Origin of the sequence: Bacillus sp. FSL K6-2944 (genome assembly GCF_038005385.1) — a bacterium.
Lineage (GTDB): Bacteria > Bacillota > Bacilli > Bacillales > Bacillaceae_G > Bacillus_A > Bacillus_A cereus.
In genome coordinates this window covers 14,167-30,151 of the sequence record NZ_JBBOTE010000008.1, presented here as the reverse complement: position 1 = coordinate 30,151, position 15,985 = coordinate 14,167, and the positions used below count along the sequence as shown (strand labels likewise).

Sequence of the window (15,985 nt, the reverse complement as noted above, 5' to 3'; positions counted from 1 at the left end):
AAAACCCTTCAGGTCGTTAGCTTACCTGAAGGGAAAAATCGAAACAAATGCCTCCTGCTTGTAGGCATTTGCTATGGGTGTTCAATATAATGGAATATACGGAACACCTTGATTGTATCATATACTCATATAGAGGAATACTGGAAAATCCATCATGTATTCCTACACAAAATTCCCTTGGAATCGCATGAAACATGCCTGTGACTCTCAAGGGGATTCCCTTTACACACCTCGCCACTACTCTCTTATTCTATAGCCATTCCGTTGCCAAGACTGTGTGCTTTGCTACGCCTTACCTATACTAAAAAAAGAGCAGGCATACAATACAACGTCAGTATTGTGTGCCTGCTATACATAGGGATTTTGATTTTTGTTGAAGCTACTATGAAAAAGTGAAACATGTTAAACTCCGCATATTGGAAGGCATATTAATTAATCTTCCTTATTATACAGCAAATATCGACAGGATGACAGAGAAACCCCCTTATTTCAGATGTTCCTCTTTCATTTTACATGTTTTTACATTATAGTACGTGAAATTATTAGTTTTCTTCTTATCTGCTTCCAATTCCTCACTTCATACAAAAAGCGAAACCCCTTGCGAGAGTAAGAGTTTTCGCTTTTTTTCTGTGAAAAGACTCAAGTTATCATTCCAAAATTCATATGTGCTGTAGAAGTAAAAAATCTTAACATGTGTGTAATGACTTAAAAAAGGGCATAGAAAAATAAGCCACATGTTATTAAATTTTTTTAACAGTAGCGAAAGGAATATGAACTTGAATGAGTTACTACGAAAGAACTTTTGAATATTCAATAAAACCAGATCGTTGATCTAATATGTGATAGATAATTTTAATAACTTTATGTGCAATGGCGATAAGTGCTTTCTTTTTACCTCTCCGTGCAGCAAGAGACCAATACTTTCCTGATAACCATGTATGACGTGTTCGCGAGATTGCCCAGGCTACTTCGCAAAGCATAGATTGAATATGTGGGTTTCCTTTTGTTGTTCGAGAATTCTTTTTCTTGCCTGCACTTTCATGATTTCCAGGGGATAATCCTGCCCATGAAGCAAGATGTTGGGCGGATGGAAATTGTCTCATTTCGACACCAACTTCTGCGATAATGCTTGCGGCAGCATGTTTTTTCACCCCAGGAATCGTTAAAAGGAGTTCAACTTGTTCTTGATAAGTAGAAAGAAGTTGATCAATTTTTTCTTCTATTTGTTGAATGGATTCTTCGAGAAATAAGATGTGATTCCAAGATTGGCGAATAAGAAAAATTTGATGTGGATTTAAAGTTCCAAACAAGGAATCTGTAATCTGGGATGCCTTCGGCATCATGCTTCCATGAATATGTTCTTCTACTTCATGTGGGTTAACATATCCTTGTTCCACAAGGCGAGTGAGTAATTTACGACCAGATACACCAAATACATCAGAGATAATAGAACCTAGTTTAATGTTAGAACACTCTAATGTTTTTTGAATACGATTTTTTTCAGCAGTCATATTGCCAATCATTTTCTTACGTAATCGTGTTAAATCACGAAGTTCTCGAATGTCTGATGGAGGTACGAAACTTTTTTCGATTAATCCATATCGAAGGAGTTTGGCAATCCATTCAGCATCCGCTACGTCTGTTTTCCGCCCTGGTACATTTTTTATTCTTTGTGCATTGGCAAGGGTAATATCAAAATAATCTTCTAAAATGTTAAAAACGGGTTTCCAATAGATACCGGTGCTTTCCATCGCAAGATGGGTAATATGTAGCTCTTCGAGCCATTGAAGCATTTCAAATAGATGTTTTGTCAAAGTAGGAAATGTACGAATTTCCTTTGTAAGTTCTGTCTCGGAATTTCCAATATAAATACAAACAACAATTTCTTTCTGATGGACATCAAGTCCAGCACAATGAGAATGTAAAGTTTCCAATGCATGAACCTCCCTAATAGATATAAGATGGATGACCGAAATAATTGGAAATTCAACATTTTTCTGTTCGTGATCAGAAGGAACCTGTCAACAAAGGGATGTGCACCAAATTATTTCTTACAGTTTATTTTACGGGGTAAATCCACCATAAAAAGCCACGTACTAAAGTATCCATCTATATAACCAGTATGGAAAGCTTGGAAAATAAATAGTCCCACCCCTTTTCATATATGGGTGAGACTGTAAAGTCATGATTGTTTATTTTACTAGCATACCCTTTACAACAAGTTGCAATTTATACTTCAGTGTAGTCGCAACTTGTAGCTATTAATATGTATGCTATATTCCACAAAATAATTACACAAATTTTGTTCGTTTATCTAATTATATGCTGTAGTTTTTAAAATATTCTTTATCTCGAAGTTTGAAAAATAGAAGTTTTGGACAAGGTAGTAGTAAAAAAATAGTGAGGTGTTTAACATGCCTTGGTTTAAAAAACCACGTTCAAAATTAGGGAAATTTATAGATAAGCATGAATTAAAACAAGTTGATATTGCGAAAAATAGTGGTCTTAGAGAATCAACCATTAGCAGACTTGCGAACATAGATAGTGTATCTCCTAGCATGAAAACAGCTAATAAAGTCTTAAAAGCCCTCAAAAAGCTAACTGGAAAAAATGTTAATCACACAGATTTTTGGATGTAGCCTTTTATATCACATCTTGTAGCAAATACGTCTGTACATACACATTATGTTTCAGCGCATACTTCATTAATTGCTTCTCCCTACAGTCAGATATCATACAAAAGATGATGATGGGCTTAATTTGTTGTTGTTTCTGATAAATGTTAGTTAAATAAGCATAATACTGTATTTTTTTCTCATTTACCTTCATATGCTGTAGCCGGTCTACTTCTACAAAGTGAGGGACATTGTCTTTTGTGAAAAAGGCGTCTGGGATAATTGTTTTTTCTTCTCCTTGATAGCGCAGAGTGATGACTTGCTCTGTCTTCCAATCAGGAAAATCTAGCCACATCCATGCTTCATTTCGCAATAAAATATGTTCTAATTGATGCTTCTTTTTTCTTTCTTTTGCCTGTATACCGAGTAGTGCCATCCCTTTTTTATTGAGATAATACACATACTCTCGGTTGTGCGACGTCACATGACAGTAGGAGCGTAAATCCTTCAGAATACGATTGGCATTCCGAATGCTACCTGGGTGTTTTTGCCCATCCTTTCGGGGGGGATGGGCAAAAACACCCAAAATTGAGAATATCTTTGTTTATTATACAGTTTTACAACTCTATGTTCGCCCCACTAATTTTCGCAATATGCTTCAAGCAATCTATAACAGGATATCGAATTAATGATTTAGATTGTGCGAACCGAATTCCTTCTTTTTCAAGCAAAGAAACGAGCTGTTCAATGCTCATTTCTTTGCGTTGTATTTTGTTGAAATGTTGTAACACAATACTTTTCCACTTATATGATGGACTATGGAAATATGCTTCTCCATTCACTGCATGATTAAAAATACGTTCCATTTTTTGTTGCCTCTTTTTTTCTTCTAATTGTTTTTCGAATGTATTCATCAGCACAGCTCCTCTAAATCTGTCGATATAATTTCAACAGGTTCTTGTTGTTCATAATGCAATAGAGTCTGAATCTGTTCTTTTAAAAGGAAACCGTCCTCTAGTTGAGCAAGTAAATACGACTTCAGATACGATTCGCCATTCACCGTATAATTCACATCGAAAATGTACAAATCGGTTCCTCCTGTTCCACCTGTTCGTTAGGAACCTTTGTATACTTGCCATGACGTACTACTTGTCTTATAGCGATACCTTTATCCAAAGAATGTTGCATGTTTGAAATATCTACAATAACAGTGTTTTCTAATACACTCACTACATAACCTGTTAACCTGATTGATGGATTCTTACGGTAACAAAATTGTACAACATCATCTAACATAGCCTTGTATTTTTCTTGTTTCATAAGTATTTTCCCCTTTCATTATACGGTCATTAGTTTTGTAACTTATATACATTGGAAATCCCTATCTACTGATACATCCGATCTAATTTCCCATCAATTTCTACCAATCTAATAGTTCCTCGCTTTACCAATTCATCTAAGTACATGCAAACGGGCACATACATTTTCGGCTTTCTTGTAGCATATCTGCCCTTTGGAGAATTGTGTTCTTTCACTAATAGCTCGCTTAATACCCAAGCACTAGATACACCTTTTTGAAGATAATATTCAATTGCCTTTTGATGTTCATATGTTAATTCCCATGAAACGTTCTCTTGTTGTTCTATGGAATAACCGATTTCTTGAAATAAGTCTAAAACAACTTGCTCATTACTATCTGAGGCCATTCCTATATCGTTTATGGATTCTACTTGTCTTGAAGGTGCATGCAATTCTTGCAAAAATAAAGATATTTCTTTTCTAAGCCGTTTGAATTGTGTGTCCAAGAGTGGTATCCCAGCATCTAATTGTTGCTTTAAATTTGTTGGAATGATAAACCCATTTGGAAAGTGGGACAATTCATCATCTAAACACCAATGATTCTGTAGCTTCACAAGTAACTCGTCACGCTCATAATCAATAGCTGCAAATCCATCTTTGATTTGTTTAACGATGTGCGCTGGAAGACCTGTGTGTTCCGCAAAATGGGTGATACCAAAACGTCTGGTTTCTTTTGTTGTTTGATGCTGTACGATATATTGATAACGAAGTGGTCTACCGCATTCACAAGGTGTATTGGCATTTATTTCGCCATTATCAATGTATTCTATTAATACCCATTCATCTAAAATGGTCTGAATTTCAGTGTCCGTTGCATGTTCTGGAAGTACAATTCCTTTGTCTAAAGCCATAACATTAGCAAAAGCAGTTTTTTTGCCACGTTTCACATGTTGTTGTAGAAAATCTTTTTGTTTTTCAGTAAGGGAATCAAATATGTTTGATCTTGTTGTATCATCCAATATGATTTTAGAAACCATAACACATACCACCGATTAGATATGTAACAATCATCATAAATATGGAGACTCCAAAGAATCCGAAAAACCATATTTGAGATGCTTTGCAATCCTCAATACCAAACCATTCACATACTGCACGATAACGTATAGCAACCGTCTGTTTTATACTTGTAACATCTTTTTTTACTGGGTGAGTTTGTGCTATAATGGACTCACCATTTTTGATTTTTAAAGTGTTGAACATAGTTCCCTCATCCTTTCTAAATTGAAAATGTTTTTGTGCAAAGTCCTCGATTTGCTGTCCAAGGCTGTGAGGACTTTTTTGCGTTCTGTTATTTACCCAGATGGGTGTTGAGGCCTATATTTTTTTCTTGATTGAACCAACTCTTGTTTTAAAAGCTCAACATCTTTACGCCAGTACAAATTCACCTGCCCAACTTTAGAAATAGGAATAATCCTATTTTCCGCTAACAATTGAGACATACGTTGTTTAGAGATAATTAACACTTTCCTTGCTTCTTCTGATGTCCATACTTCATTTTTTAAAAAAGATTGGAGCTCTTCTCTGCTGTTAATGATATACAATCTAACTTTTCACCTCCTACCTTTAGTATACCAAAACACTAGTTTAACCGTCTAGTGTTTTGGTGTTATTTTTAATAATATTCTCATTATTTTTTATTCTGATTCATTTTTGTTCTTAATATGGTACGTGAAATTTTTCGTTTGTTTAGTCAAAAATCAAAACTTACTATTCTTTGTCTTTCGACTCGAATTACTTTTAGACTTTCATTTTAAAAATCATATACTGTTTAGTATTCAAAACATAGAAACGCTTAAACCCTTATATATCAACGGGTTTAAGCGTTTTATTTTATTAGCATACCTGTTGCAACAAGATGCAATTATATTTTCAGCGTATCCGCATCTTGTAGCTATTATTATGTATGCTATATTCCACAAAATAATTACAAAAAATCTGTTATTCTCTTTATCTATTTTTATAATATGCTTCTTTTTTGAGCCATATGCTTCTTTTTTGATTCATCTATGTATGTATACGTTTAGGGAATTATGTCCAGACTTACAGATACATAGAGGGGAAAGGAGTGAAAATAGAATGAAAGGAAATAAGCAAAAGCGTACAAAACTAGGAAAATGGTTAGATCAAAATGGGATTGAACAAAAGGAATTAGAAATAGCAGCAAAAGTTAGTCGTAGTACTATAACTAGGCTTTGTAATGATAAAAATCATGTTCCAACTCTTACTATTGTTCAAAAGATCATGAAAGCAATTAAGCGTTTTGATTCTAAAGTAAATGTACATAATTTTTGGGACATGTAAAAAGCACAAGGAGTAGAATTCACCTTGTGCTTTTTAACTTTACAGTACGTCTTTTAGTAAAAATGTACGGATGTATACATTATATTTTATCCCATACTCCTCTAGTTTCTTTTCACGATAATCTGAAATTGTAAAAAATAGAATGTTAGGTATGATATCTCTTTGTTTTTTATACAACTTTGCAATTAAACCATAATACTTTATTTTTTCTTCATTTGTTTTCATGTGTTGCAACCTATCAATCTCAACAAAATGCGGTATCTGATCAACTCCATAATATGCATCTGGTACAATTGTTTTTTCTTCATTTTGATACCTAAATTGGATAACTTGCTCTGTTTTCCAATCGGGAAATCCAAGCCACATCCAAGCTTCATTTCTTAAAAGTATATGTTCAAGTTGGTGTTTCTTTTTTCGTTCATCAGGTTCTAATCCTAACAAGGCTGATCCTTTTTTGTTGAGATAATATACGTACTCCCGATTATGCGAAGTGACATGACAATATTGCCGTAAATCCTTCAAAACACGATTTGCATTTCGAATACTACCTAGAGCATGAATCGCTTGCAATTGCCTCCTAGAAGCAAATTCTAGCTTATTTAAACTCGATAAAATCTCGATCTGTCTGGCTTTCTGTTTGAGCTTCTGGTGCCTCATGTTGTTTCACCACCTTGTATTGCTTCAGTAACTTCCACATTTCTGTATCCTTTAAATAAGGTACCTGAATTTCTTCTGTACGATCTGTTTTAAACAATGCTCTCCCAGGAAGGGAAGGTAAATCTTCAAGACCTGGTTCATCTATAGCAACTTGTGACGCAACCGCTGTTGGCAATCGAAAACCTAGCTTTGCATCCGCATTTTGCTTGATTTGCCTTGGCAATGTATCAGAGGTTGGATATTGCGTACAAAATATAAGCCGGAATCCTAAACCACCCCCGATTCTTGCAATTTCAGATAACATCTCCTGGCAGATAAATAATAAATCCCGTTGTTTTTTAGGTAATCCTTGTGTGGGACAAAGATTTGCTCCCTCATCTACTATGATGAAGCAACGCTTTTTTATGGACGTATCTATGATATTGGTAAAATAGGACTTCTTCATCATTTCAATCTGTTTTACCATCTTTTCACGTACTCTCACCAACATCTCTAACGCCTGTTCCGGATTTTCAGCTACTTCTACTACTTGGAATAGCTCTTTATAAGGACTAAATTCTAGCCCTTCCTTCAGATCGATAATAAAAAAATTCACATGTTGAGGTTGTTGTAAAATCAAACTAGTCATCACATTTTTTAAGAATACTGTCTTTCCAAACCGCGTCATACCCGCCACACACATATGCGGTGTTTCCTCGAAATCATGATATACATGTTTATCTAACGCTTTCCCCATCATAACTCTCCATGTGTGCTCTTTTAACAGATCCCTAGACCAATTCCACATTTCAGGTATTTGTTGCTTAAATACGCGGATATGAAGCTCTCTTTGATGGAACGATATTTTAACAGGTTTATATAGTCCTTCCTCTAATACTTCAGCTAATTTTTTGATAAGTTGACTTGGTACGCCGAGTGGTAACTTGTAAACATAATTCATACTTATGTCATCTTCTATTTCTTTTATAAAAATTGGGTATTTTAATTCACCTTTATGCTGAACACATATCTTTGCAATTTCAAAAAACGTTGCAATTTTTTTCTTATCACTCATTCCTTTACTTTTGTAAAAGTAAGCTACTGTTATAAAGGTTGCTGGAACTAATAAAAGTGACAGCATTCCCTCCATACCTCCTTAAGGTAGTTGAGCCTGTATGGAAGCTTAGAAAAAACGTTTAAGATGCGCTAATATAATCATTTTCAACTACCAGATGTAATACTAACGTAGAAATACATCTAGTATATCCATTAGAACGTACCAAACACTCCCAATCAATAGGCATTTGAGACCCGCACGTAGCAACCAACTTGGAAGATAAAAACCTTTCTTCTTCAGCAATTTTATTCCTAAAACTGAGGCTCCGGTCACTACATATACAATTCCTAGCTCTCCAATAATTGTCATGTTAATTCCACCCTTTTGGTTTAATGCTCAAATTTCCTTTACGATCCCTATAAAGTTGATAATCATCCAGTAACTCATTCCAGGACAAAGCATGTTCATCACCATACAGATCTTCTTCAATTTTTTGACTTAAATAATAATAACCTCGGTACTGTCGGTCCAGGTATACTTCATGACGTAGCATGTGCTCTTGTATGGCACAAATATCATCTTCCTTCTTTGTATTTTTGTACATTTGACGCAAGGTTTGTGAAGGATATAAATAAGGCGTACTATATAACATTTGATATTGACTCATGTTGTCTCACCATCCTTATCGAATTCTAGGCACATTCATAAATATGATGAGAATCCTTATTTTTGAATTTGTACAAAAAATAAAATATGTTCTTACTATCTTGATAGTGCAGGACAGTTATATAGAACCGAAGAAAGTATGTTAACTCTTGTAATTCATGAAACTACATAATATGGTAAATTATAGAACGAATTATTATATACGTTAGGTATATAGTTTTCTTTGTATTTCAATGTATATAAAGGAGGAAATTAGATGGGGTATATAGTTTGTAGTATTTTTATCTTAATATTAGGTGGTATCGCATATTTCTTTTATAAACAGACAAAGACATTACAAACAGAGAAGCAGATTATATTGTTAGATCAACAAAATGAAAAGGAGCAACTACTAACTAACTTTGAACAACAACAACATCGCATGGAATGCGTTTTCAACGAAAAAAAGCAAATCTTTGAAAAAGCTGTCAAAGAAGTTTTCGAGAAAACACAGCAGGAACATGAGGCCGAAGTAGCAAAAATGCAAGAAAATATGAATGAATTAAACAATTACATCGAGGAAATACAGAAATACTCACGAAATACAGGAGAAATCATTACCCATCAGATTTTGAGCGAATTAAAGAAAACCTGGATTGCAAATGGTACCTTATCTGAAACAGATATGCATATTATCCCGAATGTGTTCATCCCTTTTGTATCTAAGGGACAAGTGAGAACACGACAAATTGACCATCTTATTTTATTACCAGTTGGTATTTATGTTGTAGAAACAAAGTATTGGCGAGGGAAAATTGTTCATGGTTTAAACAAGACCCGAGCAAAGGATTTTTCATTTTTACTTGATATGATCCCAAATAACAAAAAAAGTACCCAAACGCTTGTATTTATTCCTTCTACATCTTCAGATGAAACAGGGAATGCAGTAAATACCATTCAAGTACGTTCCTATGGGGAACCAACTGACCAAGCTTCTAGAACCGCCGTTACATTAAATGAATACTTGAATGCTCTAGTGCAATGGAAAGTTCCTTATGTCACACCTGTAGTTTATTTTGGTTACCCAAATCAAGGGAATATGAATGGACTAGTTGATTTATCCAAAGAAAACAAAGTAAATCGTTTTACTTCAGCAGAGCAACTTCAAAATTTCTTCAAACAAGAATTAACAAAACCACAAAAACTAAGTGATGTACAACTACAAGAAATCAAATCTATTGTCGAACACGTGAATTATTTAGATTCCGCAACTCATATTGAAAAATTACAACTTGCAAATACACAAAAAGTAAATGGATGAAAACACAAAAAGACCACCCTAATTTCAATTTTTTTGATAATTCCTTTCATATCTTGAAAATCAACGTTATATTTAAGGAGGGGATTATAGCATCTACATATTTATAATGAGGAGCGAATGCACAGTGGGAAATGTACACGTAAAAGTAGCCGATAAAGAAGGAATCATTCAAGAATCTACAGGAGATTTTGTATTAGCCATCAATGTCAATGAAGAGCAAAGCCAAGTAATTGTACAAGGGGAGTTTAATGCTGAAAATTACATTAAACTAGCTCAAGCAACTGTTAAAGCATTAGTACAAGTAGGGCATTCCAATCATGTCCCCCCAATTATGCTAGACACAATGATTCAAGAATCTTTTCGATTAGCGGTAAAAGATATATTACTTGAAAATGGTTTTGATGAATTAGATATAGAAGAAATTGAAAAGAGAACTGGCGGAATGTATGAAGAGGAAACAGAAGAAATGTCCGAGGAACATAAGGGCTTTGATCTAGATTCCTATTTAGAACGATTTGATTTATTAAAAGATGACATTCGCTTAAAATCATTTCGTAAGTTGTGTTCAAGCTACCACGTTTCAATGGGGCGTGTTGAAATACAAAAGCAATTTGAAACAAACATTTTACCAAGAGCAAAAGAGATTATCTCTATCATCTCGCCTGATCTTTTGGAATCTGATCTATTTATTAACCGTGTAATAGAGTATGGAGTACAAACCATTGAATTAGAAACCATGTTAGAAGAAATGAAGGAAACGCTCATAGTGCTTCATGAATTATCTATTGTTCTAGAAGTTTCTACATTGGAAGGCGTTCTAACAATTCAAAAAGAGTATCATAATATAAGAAGTAAATAACATATAAGAGTGTTGTTTGTGAAACGTTCGCGCATCTCTTCAAAAAAAGATCTTAGAACACAAGAAGCCCACCCTATCATCTCGCCGTCGGAAGCGTAAAAAAGGTGGACTTCTTGAAAGAAAACTCCTCTAAACTTTCAATGGATAAATAAATCACCTTCTCATAATAGATTTTTGTTTAATAAAATACTTCATTAAACAAATACATTTTTTTCTACAAAGTGTATTTAAGTTTCTTCTATATGGATCATCCCTAAAAACATTAATTTTCTATGATATAACATTAAAATGAAATGCAATATTGCATATACAGTTACATATCAGGAGGGTCATATCAGAAAATCCTTTTAACTCTAGATTGTATTGAGAAACATAATTCCAAACGAAAAAATATGGTAATAATTGCATTCGATATTAAAAGATAGGTTGACTATACTTAATATGGATAAAACATGCATTTTACCCACATTTTAAATTATGTATTGTTTGGAGGATGCCAATTTGATTTTTTCAAAACTCATTGATCGATACGCCTTGTACGATTTACATAAAAAACGAAGTGAAAAGTTTCATTATTTTTCTCTTTCTAATCCTTCACCAGATTTGAAGGACATAGATTCCTTTTATAAAGTAAAATCAGTTGATGTTCATTTCGACATTAAACAATCACAAAATAAAGAATATAAGGTTGGAAAATTCAAGTACCAAAGTTCGATTCAATCTGGTGATCCACGCAATGATTCTGTAACAGGAGAGGTATTCTTAAATAAAAATGAAAATGCACCTCATGTTATCTTCGTTCACGGTTGGCGCATGGATTCTAACGAGCGTGTAAAAAACATATTTCACGATCAAATGAAAGACTTAGGGTGGAATATGTATTATTTCACTCTACCGTATCATTTTGAAAGAGAACCAGAAAATTCTTTATATAGTGGGGAATATATGGTGAGTGCCAATCTCGAAAGAACTGTTCAAGCTTCTAAACAAGCGGTAGTTGATTTGCGAGCACTGATTCATTGGATCAAAGCAAACAAAGATGGGCCCGTGATTCTAATAGGCATCAGTTTAGGTGGGTTTGTTACTAACCTAACAGCTCTTGTTGAACCCGAAATTGACGTATTAGCATCCATATTCTATGCCAATCGACTTTCCTACTCAATATGGAATACCAATCCTGGTAAGTTTATTAGAAAAGACCTGGAACATCATGGCGTAACTTATAATGATTTAATAAATTATTGGAAAATCACTGAACCTAGTCAAAATGTACCAAAAGTTAAAAAGGAAAATATTTTATTAATTTCAGGGAAGTATGATCTATATGTACATTCTGAGGATACGGACTATTTGTGGGAATCCTGGGAAAGACCTACGCGATATATTTATAATTGCGGACACGCTGGAATTGTTCTTAAACGAAGAAAAATCGCAGCTGACACTATTAATTTTATTCGAAATCGAATAAAAGGATGAAACCATGATAGTACTGGTCATTTTGCTATGGTTAATGGGGGCAATTCTTTTTCTTACAAATCCAAAAAATGACGAAACTAGATGGGCGAGTCTTATTGCCTTTTTTGGTGGATTTGGCGGCTTTGGAACAGTGCTTGGGGATAGCCAGAATCGCCCTGAATGGATTTTGTGGTTAGACAGCATATCTACGTCCTTTGGGCATTATATGACCCCTTATGCCATTCTGATTTTCGGCTTGGTTTTTTCGGACATTTTCAAAACATCTAAACAAGGATATTGGTGGAAATTATTATTGATGATACCAGTTATCATCATGTACTGTATCGACCAATTATATCCTATATTCAAAGCTCATTATACGATTTTAGCTGTTTGGGCTACTCCCTATGTGTTAGGTTCCAATATCTTATTACTTTACACGACTTACCGTGAAACAAGACCAGCTATAAAAAGGAATAAGGTATTCACCTGTTTAGTCATAGTTCCAATGAATACATTTGCCTTATTCACTAACATTATTCTAGAGGCATTGAATATTCCTGACGTTTGGTTGTACAACCCTTGGGTCATTATTTTGCAATTTGCATTGTTCTCTTACTTTATTATTCGATATGGATTCCTTGATGTACAAATTAAGTTTGAAAAACAAAGACGAGATTCTACAATGAAAGCTGTAAGTTCCGGAACAGCCCTGTTAAATCACACAGTAAAAAACGAGATAGCAAAAATCGACATGTTAATTAATGAGTTAAAAGAGCATGTTTCACTAGATGATGTCGCAACTGAAAATATTGATTTAACCTTACACTCTACAAATCACATCCTTGAACTTTCCTCTCGTATTCAGAGTAAATTGGACGTTATGAGTCTTAAAGAATCTGAATTCCGGCTAAGTGACAGCATAGATTCAGCGATTAGTTTACTTCAGCCCTATTTATCGGAGGTTAGCATCACAAAGCAATTTGAAGTCGATGTTAAAATCTATGGAGATCCAGTACATCTTCAGGAAACTTTTCTTAATATCATTAAAAATGCAATAGAGGCTATGGAAAAACAAGGTAACATTTTAATTAAACTCTATAACACTCACAAAAAAGTTTATATAGACTTTATAGATACTGGAAAAGGAATAGAAAAAGATAAAGTTTTCCTTGTTTTAAATCCGTTTTATTCGACCAAGCAAAACCCGAAAGGAAACTACGGACTAGGCCTATCTTATTGCTATAATGTTATGCAAAAACACAATGGTGATATTGCAATTAAAAGTAAAATCAACCAAGGTACTACTATAACACTGTCACTTCCATCTAAAAGAGTTCTTGAAATACAACAATCTCATACAAATAACAGATTGGAGAAGACTTATTATGAACAAAATTAGATTGATGATTGTAGAAGACGATCCTGTCTGGATGAAATGTTTAAGCAATTTTATTGCAAAAGAGAATGATATTACTCTTGTTAAAAAAGCTTATACCAAAGAAGAAGCACTACAAAGTGTTGATGACAATGTGGATGTAATACTATTAGATTTAACATTATCAGAGCCTGGAAATGACGAAAATTTAAATGGACTTGAAGTTGCAAGTCAACTGTATGATAGAGGATTTAAAAAAATTATCATGTTAACCTCTTGGGACGAAAGAGAAATCATACTGGAAGCTTTCGACAAAGGAGCGATTAACTATGTAATGAAGTCATCCTATAGAGATATTCCCAAAGTAATTAGAGAGGCGTACCAAGACAAAGTTAACATTCATTCTGATGTCTCTCCAGTACTTATACATGAGCTTAAAACAGAAAGAAAAGCCACAGTATTAACGCCTTCCGAACGTGAGATTTATAGATTAAAAGAGCGAGGATTAAATAAGATGCAAATCGCAGAAAAATTATGTAAGTCTGTTGAAACTGTAAAAAAGCAATTTAAAATGATAAAGAATAAAATGAAGGGTGATATTTGATATCAGCCTTCATTTTATATTTTCGCAAAAATATAGACCTTTAATAATAACACAGAATATCCATGTTGGGGAGGGGTAAAAATATACCCCTCCCCTAAACCAATAATATCCTTTACTATGTAAATAATAACTTAATTCATTATCGAATTGGAGGTGTTCACGATGAAAATAATACGTGAAAAGAGGATTGAAAAAGGCTGGACTCAACTAGATCTTGCAAAAAAATCAGGTGTTCCACAACCAACTATTTCACAAATTGAAAATGGATATCGAAAATATCCGACCTATACAAATATTAAGAGAATAGCTATCGCATTGAATATTAATATAGCAGAACTTACAGTCGAAAGTATTTAATTAGAATATTCAGAAAAATCTTGAAACATAATAATTAATGAGATTATCTTTTGGTTTATCTGTTATTATTTTATTAATAGAATATTCCCTTTATTATGGGATGATGGGGAGGATTATATGAACGTTCAAGACATCGGGTGTCTGAACACTCAACTTACAGAAATGTTAAATGACTGGTATTTAGAAATTCGGAACCGTAACATCGAAAATGCTGAACACTTAAAAGATAAAATCAATAACTCATATCATATTCTAGAAGATGATGATAATTTATTTTTTTATTACTCTCTTCTTGAATTTCGATATAATTATCTCCTTAATAATCTAACGGTTTCAAAAAATAGCTTTGACCATATCGATTCTTTAATTATTCCAGAAAATGATTTTTTAACCTATTACTATCATTTCTTCAAAGCGATTCATTCAAATGCAATCGGCAAATATAATTTAGCTAATGAGCATTATATTATTGCCGAAGGTCTTTTAAATCATATTCCTGATGAACTTGAACAAGCAGAATTCTATTATAACCTAGCAACCTTTTACTATCACCATTATCAAGCGTTCTTAGCTATCAAATACGGCATGCTTGCTAAGGAGATTTTTGCTAAACATGATAATTATGAATTAAAGATTGCCTACTGTGATAATCTTGCAGGATTAGCTTTTACTCACTTAAAAGAATGGCAGCTCGCTGAAGAATCTTTATTTTCTGCAATGAATGTATTCAAGAAACAATCTAATCAAAAAGCTATACTTGTATCCCATCATAACTTAGGTCTCATGTATGCTAATCAAAACCAATCCAACCTAGCAATCCAATACCTTTCAGAAGTCTCTACAAAAAATCCTACTCATTATAAAGCTATTTTTGTTGAAGCAAGGGAACATTATAAACTAAAAAATACAGATATTGTATCCGAACTTACTAATACAGGCTTAAATATCTGTAAAGATCTACAAAACAATGAATATTTGCATCATTTTTATATTTTACAAGCATTTAATAATAATATTTCCACTACAGAATTAGAAAATTTGATTTTAGCAGGAATTACTTATTTTGAAAAAGAAGATTTATTCGAGTATACTCAAGAGTATACTGAAAAATTGGCACATAAATTTTACCAAGAAGAAAATCATTTAAAAGCGAGTAAATATTTTTATTTAGCCAGTAAATCAAAAGAAAAAATTTTAGAGAAGGAGGCTTTAAAATGAAGAATATAGCACTTAGCTTAATGGGAGCTATAGCAGTTCTAACAATGATGTTTGGTGTACATACAACACCAACAACAGATTCTAAACAGATAAGCATGGCTGTTCAATATGCACATGGAGATACTGGTTGATAATCAACAAAACAAAAAGCATTGTCTTTAGATTTTTAGACAATGC

22 protein-coding genes are annotated in these 15,985 nt (G+C 33.5%); 10 read left to right on the top strand and 12 right to left on the bottom strand.

Features of this window, described 5'->3' with window-relative positions:
* Positions 1 to 788 precede the first annotated feature (788 nt).
* The gene (locus MHH55_RS34315; protein WP_340882542.1) at positions 789 to 1,934 is read right to left on the bottom strand and encodes an IS110 family transposase; all 1,146 of its coding nucleotides are present in this window, start codon (positions 1,932 to 1,934) and stop codon (positions 789 to 791) included.
* Positions 1,935 to 2,414: 480 nt separating this feature from the next.
* Here MHH55_RS34315 and MHH55_RS34310 point away from each other — a divergent pair, with 480 nt between their 5' ends.
* Positions 2,415 to 2,639: a helix-turn-helix domain-containing protein gene (locus MHH55_RS34310; RefSeq protein WP_065486450.1), complete on the top strand. Its 225-nt coding sequence runs from the start codon at positions 2,415 to 2,417 to the stop codon at positions 2,637 to 2,639.
* A gap of 4 nt (positions 2,640 to 2,643) precedes the next feature.
* Here MHH55_RS34310 and MHH55_RS34305 read toward each other — a convergent pair whose 3' ends face one another.
* The 7 genes from MHH55_RS34305 to MHH55_RS34275 all read right to left on the bottom strand — a co-directional run bounded on the left by MHH55_RS34305 (position 2,644) and on the right by MHH55_RS34275 (position 5,518).
* On the bottom strand, positions 2,644 to 3,213 hold the full coding sequence (locus MHH55_RS34305) for a replication-relaxation family protein (protein ID WP_340882622.1): 570 nt from the start codon (positions 3,211 to 3,213) through the stop codon (positions 2,644 to 2,646).
* Positions 3,214 to 3,232: 19 nt separating this feature from the next.
* Positions 3,233 to 3,529, bottom strand: coding sequence for a hypothetical protein (locus MHH55_RS34300; protein WP_100910771.1), 297 nt, complete (start codon positions 3,527 to 3,529; stop codon positions 3,233 to 3,235).
* Positions 3,529 to 3,702 carry a hypothetical protein gene (locus MHH55_RS34295; protein WP_198523885.1) on the bottom strand — a complete coding sequence of 58 codons (174 nt, stop codon included), beginning with the start codon at positions 3,700 to 3,702 and terminating at the stop codon, positions 3,529 to 3,531. The genes MHH55_RS34300 and MHH55_RS34295 overlap by 1 nt, the downstream gene beginning before the upstream one ends.
* Positions 3,684 to 3,935 (bottom strand): DUF2187 family protein, encoded by a 252-nt coding sequence (locus MHH55_RS34290; protein WP_232733619.1) that lies wholly within the window; start codon positions 3,933 to 3,935, stop codon positions 3,684 to 3,686. Before MHH55_RS34290 ends, MHH55_RS34295 begins: the two co-directional genes overlap by 19 nt.
* A gap of 65 nt (positions 3,936 to 4,000) precedes the next feature.
* A complete protein-coding gene (locus tag MHH55_RS34285; protein ID WP_100910772.1) occupies positions 4,001 to 4,951 on the bottom strand; it encodes a DUF3895 domain-containing protein in 951 nt (316 codons plus the stop codon).
* The gene (locus MHH55_RS34280) at positions 4,941 to 5,177 is read right to left on the bottom strand and encodes a hypothetical protein (RefSeq protein WP_100910773.1); all 237 of its coding nucleotides are present in this window, start codon (positions 5,175 to 5,177) and stop codon (positions 4,941 to 4,943) included. Before MHH55_RS34280 ends, MHH55_RS34285 begins: the two co-directional genes overlap by 11 nt.
* 92 nt (positions 5,178 to 5,269) lie before the next feature.
* Entirely contained in the window at positions 5,270 to 5,518 is a 249-nt protein-coding gene (locus MHH55_RS34275; protein ID WP_100910774.1) for a DNA-binding protein, read from the bottom strand.
* Positions 5,519 to 6,053: 535 nt separating this feature from the next.
* Between MHH55_RS34275 and MHH55_RS34270 the strand changes: the two genes are divergently transcribed.
* Positions 6,054 to 6,278: a helix-turn-helix domain-containing protein gene (locus MHH55_RS34270; protein ID WP_098424699.1), complete on the top strand. Its 225-nt coding sequence runs from the start codon at positions 6,054 to 6,056 to the stop codon at positions 6,276 to 6,278.
* 39 nt (positions 6,279 to 6,317) lie between these two features.
* On the opposite strand, the gene MHH55_RS34265 is transcribed toward MHH55_RS34270, so the two are convergent.
* From MHH55_RS34265 to MHH55_RS34250, 4 genes are all read right to left on the bottom strand, one after another.
* The gene (locus MHH55_RS34265; RefSeq protein ID WP_100910775.1) at positions 6,318 to 6,935 is read right to left on the bottom strand and encodes a replication-relaxation family protein; all 618 of its coding nucleotides are present in this window, start codon (positions 6,933 to 6,935) and stop codon (positions 6,318 to 6,320) included.
* Positions 6,874 to 8,055, bottom strand: a complete 1,182-nt coding sequence (locus MHH55_RS34260) for an FtsK/SpoIIIE domain-containing protein (RefSeq protein ID WP_340882620.1) — start codon at positions 8,053 to 8,055, stop codon at positions 6,874 to 6,876. The genes MHH55_RS34265 and MHH55_RS34260 overlap by 62 nt, the downstream gene beginning before the upstream one ends.
* Before the next feature lie 99 nt (positions 8,056 to 8,154).
* A complete protein-coding gene (locus MHH55_RS34255) occupies positions 8,155 to 8,340 on the bottom strand; it encodes a hypothetical protein (RefSeq protein ID WP_100910777.1) in 186 nt (61 codons plus the stop codon).
* Position 8,341: 1 nt separating this feature from the next.
* Positions 8,342 to 8,638, bottom strand: coding sequence for a hypothetical protein (locus MHH55_RS34250; protein WP_100910778.1), 297 nt, complete (start codon positions 8,636 to 8,638; stop codon positions 8,342 to 8,344).
* Positions 8,639 to 8,893: 255 nt separating this feature from the next.
* Between MHH55_RS34250 and MHH55_RS34245 the strand changes: the two genes are divergently transcribed.
* From MHH55_RS34245 to MHH55_RS34210, 8 genes are all read left to right on the top strand, one after another.
* Positions 8,894 to 9,937: a nuclease-related domain-containing protein gene (locus MHH55_RS34245; protein ID WP_100910779.1), complete on the top strand. Its 1,044-nt coding sequence runs from the start codon at positions 8,894 to 8,896 to the stop codon at positions 9,935 to 9,937.
* A 124-nt stretch (positions 9,938 to 10,061) separates the two neighbouring features.
* On the top strand, positions 10,062 to 10,796 hold the full coding sequence (locus tag MHH55_RS34240) for a hypothetical protein (protein WP_340882519.1): 735 nt from the start codon (positions 10,062 to 10,064) through the stop codon (positions 10,794 to 10,796).
* Between the two features lie 486 nt (positions 10,797 to 11,282).
* The gene (locus MHH55_RS34235) at positions 11,283 to 12,272 is read left to right on the top strand and encodes an alpha/beta hydrolase (RefSeq protein WP_100910841.1); all 990 of its coding nucleotides are present in this window, start codon (positions 11,283 to 11,285) and stop codon (positions 12,270 to 12,272) included.
* Positions 12,273 to 12,276: 4 nt separating this feature from the next.
* Positions 12,277 to 13,653: a sensor histidine kinase gene (locus MHH55_RS34230; protein ID WP_100910781.1), complete on the top strand. Its 1,377-nt coding sequence runs from the start codon at positions 12,277 to 12,279 to the stop codon at positions 13,651 to 13,653.
* Positions 13,640 to 14,233 carry a response regulator gene (locus MHH55_RS34225; protein WP_100910782.1) on the top strand — a complete coding sequence of 198 codons (594 nt, stop codon included), beginning with the start codon at positions 13,640 to 13,642 and terminating at the stop codon, positions 14,231 to 14,233. The genes MHH55_RS34230 and MHH55_RS34225 overlap by 14 nt, the downstream gene beginning before the upstream one ends.
* 162 nt (positions 14,234 to 14,395) lie before the next feature.
* The gene (locus MHH55_RS34220; protein WP_100910783.1) at positions 14,396 to 14,590 is read left to right on the top strand and encodes a helix-turn-helix domain-containing protein; all 195 of its coding nucleotides are present in this window, start codon (positions 14,396 to 14,398) and stop codon (positions 14,588 to 14,590) included.
* 117 nt (positions 14,591 to 14,707) lie between these two features.
* On the top strand, positions 14,708 to 15,808 hold the full coding sequence (locus MHH55_RS34215; RefSeq protein WP_100910784.1) for a response regulator aspartate phosphatase: 1,101 nt from the start codon (positions 14,708 to 14,710) through the stop codon (positions 15,806 to 15,808).
* Positions 15,805 to 15,939: a Phr family secreted Rap phosphatase inhibitor gene (locus MHH55_RS34210; protein ID WP_100910785.1), complete on the top strand. Its 135-nt coding sequence runs from the start codon at positions 15,805 to 15,807 to the stop codon at positions 15,937 to 15,939. The genes MHH55_RS34215 and MHH55_RS34210 overlap by 4 nt, the downstream gene beginning before the upstream one ends.
* The last annotated feature ends 46 nt before the right edge of the window (positions 15,940 to 15,985 follow it).